The organism is Lysinibacillus sp. (assembly GCF_032093475.1).
Lineage (GTDB): Bacteria > Bacillota > Bacilli > Bacillales_A > Planococcaceae > Lysinibacillus > Lysinibacillus irui.
Genome location: NZ_DAMDAY010000048.1, coordinates 21,972 through 28,151, shown reverse-complemented (window position 1 = coordinate 28,151; position 6,180 = coordinate 21,972). Strand labels below are relative to the sequence as shown.

Genomic DNA, 6,180 nt, shown 5'->3' with positions numbered 1-6,180 from the left:
ATTCCTAGGTGACGCGGGTATCCGTAATTTAATTAACTCAGGAGATGTGCTTTATGTAGATGCTCATCTTTCACATAATGCTGAGCTAGTGCGCCAAGGAATTATAGGACCAATTAAATATCTAATTCTTGAAGCAGTTGCTATTACTGAAGATGGATTTATCATTCCAACAAACTCTGTAGGTAACTCACCAATCTTCGCAGAATATGCTGAAAATATTATTATCGAGTTAAACATTTCTCATCCAGAAGCGTTAATCGGTATCCACGATATTTATGTACCTGGTGAACAAGGTAACCGTGAAGCTATCCCAATGACAGATGCTATGCAGCGCCTTGGTGATATTGGTATCAAAGTTGATCCAGCAAAAATTAAAGCAATTGTTATTTCTGAAGAGCCAGATGCGCCTTCATTAATCGTACCACCAGATGAAGAAACACAAACAATGGCAAACATTCTATTAGACTTCTTCCGTGATGAAATTAAAGCGGGTCGTTTAACAAAACAATTAATGCCACTACAATCTGGTGTAGGTTCTGTAGCAAATGCCGTATTAGACGGTTTTGCAGATTCAGAATTCGAAGATTTAGTTGTTGCATCTGAAGTACTACAAGATGCTGTATTTAACTTGATTGACGCAGGTAAAGTTAAATTTGCCGCTGCTACTTCAATTACACTTACTGAAGAATTGCAGAAAAAAGTATACGGCAATTTAGAAAAATATGCTGACAAAATCTGCTTACGTCCACAAGAAATTTCTAACCACCCAGAGCTTATCCGTCGTTTGGGATTAATCTCAATCAATACTGCTCTTGAGTTAGATATCTATGGTAACGTAAACTCAACACATGTATCTGGTACTCGTATGATGAACGGTATCGGTGGTTCAGGTGACTTCGCACGTAATGCACGTCTAGGTATTTTTGTCACAAAATCATATGCAAAAGGTGGAGCAATCTCTTCTATCGTGCCTATGGTTTCTCACGTTGACCACACTGAGCATGATGTAGATGTAATCGTAACTGAGCAAGGTATTGCTGACTTACGTGGTCTAGCTCCAAAAGAGCGTGTACCTTTAATTATCGAAAACTGTGCACACCCAGATTACAAAGAACAATTATGGGATTACTACAACCGTGCAGTTGAAGCAACTGGTAACCACCAAACACCTCATATTTTAGAAGAAGCACTTTCTTGGCATGTAAACCTTGCTAAAAACAAAACAATGAAAAAAGAAGTTGCAAAAGCTTAATCACTACTTTTTAGGACGTCTAATAAGTCAAACTTATTGGACGTTCTTTTTTATTGGAAAATGCTATAATAGGACCATATGAAACTACCTTGCTAAACTGCTCGATTTCATTGGAGGAACTATGAAAAAATTTATCTATGTCATTATTTTCTTTTCATTTTTCGATCTTTTTACCCAGTTGCCTGTTATGAGTACATACGCTGAATCTCTAGGTGCCTCTGCATTCCTAACAGGTCTTGCTGTAGGTATGTATTCGCTGTCCAACACTTTTGGTAATATCATTTCCGGATTTTTAACAGATCGTAAAGGACCTTTTATCATCCTTATAACAGGTCTTCTGACAACAGGTTTATCGCTAACACTATATAATTTAATAGAAGAACCAATTGCTCTTTTAATTGTACGTTTTATCCATGGACTTGTTGCAGGCTTTATAGTTCCAGCTGCCTTTACCTTTTTAGCAAACGCTACTGAACAAGAAAAAAGGGGAAAGGGCAGTGCTATTTCCGGCGCATTTGTAGGGATTGCAGCAATTATCGGCCCTGCATTTAGTGGTATATTAGCAAGTCGAACAAGCGTCCCATTCGTTTTCAATATCACGGCAAGCTCTATGCTTATGCTAGGTATTCTAGCGTTCTTTATGTTGAAAACAAAGCAGGTACAAAGAGAAAAAGCAGAACCCAGTACATATATTTCGATCAGTGTATTTTTTAATAACACGGGTACATTAAAAGCCTTTTTAGGCGCATTCTTCTTAATGTTTTCTCAAGGTGTTATTGCCTACCTACTCCCACTTAAAGTTCAATCTTTAGGATTTGACTCGCGTTTAAGTGGAACTTTAATGAGCACCTTTGGTATTATTGCTGTCCTAGTTTTTCTATTACCAACTAACCGTATATTTGATAAGGTCTCACCACTCAAAACATTGTCCTTTGGTATAGGTTTAATGGGAATAAGCCAATTATTAATTAGTCAGGCTGATTCTAGCTCTTTACTATATATGGCGATGGCTTGCTATGGAATCGGATTCGGTTTCCTATTCCCTTCAGTAAATTCCCTACTAATTGACTCCACAACTGCTGAAGTACGTGGAAAAGCATACGGCTATTTCTATGCATTTTTCTCCCTTGGCGTAGTGCTTGGCTCCTCTTTACTAGGTTGGCTGTCACTGGGCATTATTAGCGGCTTTATCTTTACGGGAATAGTATTACTAATCTTCGCGGGAGTCATCCTACTTCCACACAAAAGACCTTCTCACGCATAGATGAGAAGGTTTTTTCGTTATTTTTCTTTTTCTTGAATTTCTTCATTATAGAAATGGACACCTGTATGTCCTCCACCTTCAGCTACCATTTCATTTGAGGCAATCTTTGTTGGTGAGGTGCCTGCCTCTGTTGCAACCTCTGTTGAAACACGCTCCGCAATATTGTCATGCATTTCAGGACCTGCTGTAAGAAATGACTCTAATTTGGCTTTCAAACCATTAAACATTGTTAAAGCTTTATCACGATTCTCTTTTTTGCTAAAATAAGATGCTGCTAATCCTGCTAATCCTGCAATGACAACACCTGTTCCTTTTCGTTTTGCCATGATTTATTACCTCCTAAAAATATAGAAACTAGCTCTGTAGTATAGTTTTTCCCTATTCTTAAAAGAATAAACATTATTTTTTTATAACCTCTAGCATATATATCAATGTACAGCTAAACCTTGCCTTGTTATCTAGTAACCATTTCACTATTTCTATACTCTTCGTCTTGCCATGATGGGAGACAATTACACTTAGATTCTATTTAAATCGAGTCTCTTACCATCATTTTTTTCATTCATCATAATTTTGTAACTACTTATGATTATAAAAGGCAAGTAAAGGGAATTAATGAATTAATACTAAAACAGGAGAGTGATTAGGATGAAAGATTTCGACTTAGCGTATGATTGGGTAGATATGGCGTCATTAATAGGTGGAGCTGGCTTCTTAACTGTATTAATCTATAGTGTCATCTTACTGTAAGGAGCTGCTAAAATGATTTGCTCAAAAAATTAAAAGGCAATCCGCTTATCTCATAAGCAGATTGCCTTATTTTTTATTGTTTCACATCATTATATGCATCTGATTTTTCAAATGCTGCAACAACATAGGAACAAACAGCTTCCATTTTATAGCCTTTATCACGTGCATAGGATGCAGCCTGATCGAGTAATTGTTTAGCCACACCTTGTCCTCGGAGTTTATCTGATACATATGTGTGATCCATTACCATTACTTGACCATTTTGCTGCCATGTAATTTCTGCTAGTCTTTCCCCATCTTGCTCATTTAAAAATGCAAACTTATTTTCCGCTAGTTGTTGTAATTGGAATTCCATTTCTCACCACTCCTTTTATTCATAGTACCATAGCTTTTTATATTTTCACAAAACTTCCTAACTCTCCTAAACAAAAAAGAATCTGTGCACTCATTCTAGTATGTGAGTATCACAGATTCTTTTACTATTAAATCGTTAGTTAAACCAAGAAGAAATAGTATCTTTTAAATTAGCAAAGAAACTTTTCACACTTTCCCAGAATCCTTTATCTTCCATAAGGGAACCGAATTTTTCTTGAATGGTGTTACTAATATCATTTAATTGTTCGGACCATTTACTAAAATCAATATCTAGCTTACTGATTTTATCCATTAAATCCACTAGCAATTGACGATCCTTTTCACTTAAGTTGATTTCTAGCTTATTTAATTGCTCCTGGACGATTTTTTCAACGTCCTCTCGTGTTGCTGGCTTTAATTCAGCAATTTGCTTTTTAATTTCTGTCAATAATTCTGCAACCTTTGCATCATCTACCCCAGCCGATTCTGCAATGGATGTTGCTACTGATAATTCTTCATTTGCTACATCTGTACGATCAATATCAAGTGTTTCACCTGTTGTAACCTCATAAGCCTTGTAGATACCTACTAACGCTGAATGACCTGTAACAGCTTTCGGTGCAGCTACTTGTACTGTTGCATCTTGAATCCCTGCTGTTAGCATGGCATTCGCGTACATTTCTGATGTAACTTGCGTTATATTGGATGGTGTCACAATCTCGATCACTAGACCTTTTCCTGCATCCCGACGTGTAATTTTAGCAGAAGAATACATACGAGAACTTGAATTACTATCTTTAATGTATTTAACCAGATCCTGACCTGACACAGTAATTTCTTCGATTTCAGGTTCTTCACTTACTTTTAATGATTTCTTTACTGACTCTTTTTCATCCTCAGATAAATTGGCTCCATACACAACAATAGGTACGCCTAGTTTTTCATCAATTGCTTTCGGAGGCGTATTATCAGATGCAAACCCCGTTGCTGGTGCCATCACTCCGAATACCAACATTGTAGCTGTTAGTATTTTAATCCATGTATTTTTCAAATCGTGTGACCCCTTTCGTTAAAACCTCGTAATTAGCCTGTATAATGTATGTCATTATACAATAATTAGTACGAAAAAAAGACGAGAAGGTTTCAAAGATGTTTCTCGTCGCTTTTCCACTTATATTCACTAAACTTCTTCTGTCCAGCCGTTTTCTTGCTTTACTTTACCTGCCTTCATGAGTGTTCCTAAGGCACGTTTGAATGCACCTTTACTCATGTTAAACATGTCTTGAATCTCTTCAGGAGATGATTTATCACCAAATGGCATTTTACCTCCCACACCTTGTAGATAATTCAATATTTGTTGTGCGTCATTTGAAAGACGCTCATGTTTTCTCGGTAAAAGAGATGCATTCATTGAACCATCTTCTTTTACATCGATAATACGAACAACGACATCTTGTCCTAGTCGAGGCTCTGCATTGCGCTCCGATTCATGAACAAAGATACGGTAAGGAATTTCTACACCTAGCAAAAATGAGCCCACTGGTAACAAGCGGTACGGACGTGCTAGGATATTTTTATTGTGCATATCTTCAAATGCACCTTCGTAAAGCTCCGAAATTTTTTCTTCCGTTGCTAAACGTCCAAATAACTCACCATTACGATCTGTACGCAATGTCATAAATAAATGATCGCCTGGTTCTGGCCATAACTCTTTTATAGCAGGTAGATCCTCTGCCTTTACTAAAACCTCACGTGATGTACCAATATCTACAAATGCGCCTTCACGCTCCACCACTTTCAAGACGCGCGCCCAGCCATATTCACCTTGTGTAAAAGACGGAATAGCAGTAGTAGCAGCTAAATCGCCACGGCGATCCACAAATAAAAATACTTCAAGGCGGTCACCTACAGTAAGTGGCTCTGTTACCTCTGAAGCATTTAAAGGTAGTTCTTCAACTCCATTTGTTAAAATCCATTTCGATGTTTGTTGCTCTAATACCGTTAACGTAACGACTTCACCCGATTTTAATTCGTTCATATTGACTTCCTTTCCTTCACACCATCATTTTAAAGATGGTGCTGTGTCTTAGATGCTTCCAATTTTTTCACGATGTCTGGATTCTCTTCCATTACTTGCACAAGATCTGCAATACGATCGATTGAATTCCAGCTTAAGTGATGCTCAATTCCCTCAACATCATCATAAATACGCTCTTCATCCACACCAATCATCCGTAAAAACTGCTCGAGCAATTCATGGCGCTGCACAAGACGCTTTCCAAGCTTTTCTCCTTTAGGCGTCAATGTCAGTCCACGGTACTTTTCATAAACTAAATAACCATCTTTATCTAATTTTTGAACCATTTTTGTAACAGAAGAAGGAAGAACAGATAATGCTTCAGCGATGTCAGACACACGTGCATATCCTTTGTTGGCAATTAATAAATATATTTGTTCGATATGGTCCTCCATACTTGGTGTTGGCATATCCTTTTCCCTCTCTTTCCTTTTCTTATCTCTAGTTTACTACAAGCTTGGCTTAAAAGTTAACTGAAAATAC

Annotated in this window: 7 protein-coding genes; 2 read left to right on the top strand and 5 right to left on the bottom strand. The window is 37.4% G+C overall.

Features of this window, described 5'->3' with window-relative positions:
- Together scpC and RT445_RS11865 are read left to right on the top strand one after the other, a co-directional pair.
- A partial coding sequence (gene scpC / locus RT445_RS11870) for a succinyl-CoA:acetate CoA-transferase ScpC (protein WP_313470635.1) occupies positions 1-1,252 on the top strand: 1,252 nt, incomplete at its 5' end.
- 121 nt (positions 1,253-1,373) lie between these two features.
- Entirely contained in the window at positions 1,374-2,516 is a 1,143-nt protein-coding gene (locus RT445_RS11865) for an MFS transporter (protein ID WP_274794698.1), read from the top strand.
- Between the two features lie 17 nt (positions 2,517-2,533).
- Here RT445_RS11865 and RT445_RS11860 read toward each other — a convergent pair whose 3' ends face one another.
- From RT445_RS11860 to mntR, 5 genes are all read right to left on the bottom strand, one after another.
- A complete protein-coding gene (locus RT445_RS11860; RefSeq protein WP_274794699.1) occupies positions 2,534-2,842 on the bottom strand; it encodes a hypothetical protein in 309 nt (102 codons plus the stop codon).
- 497 nt (positions 2,843-3,339) lie between these two features.
- Positions 3,340-3,621: a GNAT family N-acetyltransferase gene (locus RT445_RS11855; protein WP_274794700.1), complete on the bottom strand. Its 282-nt coding sequence runs from the start codon at positions 3,619-3,621 to the stop codon at positions 3,340-3,342.
- A gap of 135 nt (positions 3,622-3,756) precedes the next feature.
- Positions 3,757-4,671 carry a DUF1002 domain-containing protein gene (locus RT445_RS11850; RefSeq protein WP_274794701.1) on the bottom strand — a complete coding sequence of 305 codons (915 nt, stop codon included), beginning with the start codon at positions 4,669-4,671 and terminating at the stop codon, positions 3,757-3,759.
- Positions 4,672-4,800: 129 nt separating this feature from the next.
- Positions 4,801-5,658 carry a CvfB family protein gene (locus RT445_RS11845; protein ID WP_274794702.1) on the bottom strand — a complete coding sequence of 286 codons (858 nt, stop codon included), beginning with the start codon at positions 5,656-5,658 and terminating at the stop codon, positions 4,801-4,803.
- A 29-nt stretch (positions 5,659-5,687) separates the two neighbouring features.
- The gene (gene mntR, locus RT445_RS11840) at positions 5,688-6,107 is read right to left on the bottom strand and encodes a transcriptional regulator MntR (protein WP_274794703.1); all 420 of its coding nucleotides are present in this window, start codon (positions 6,105-6,107) and stop codon (positions 5,688-5,690) included.
- Positions 6,108-6,180 lie beyond the last annotated feature (73 nt).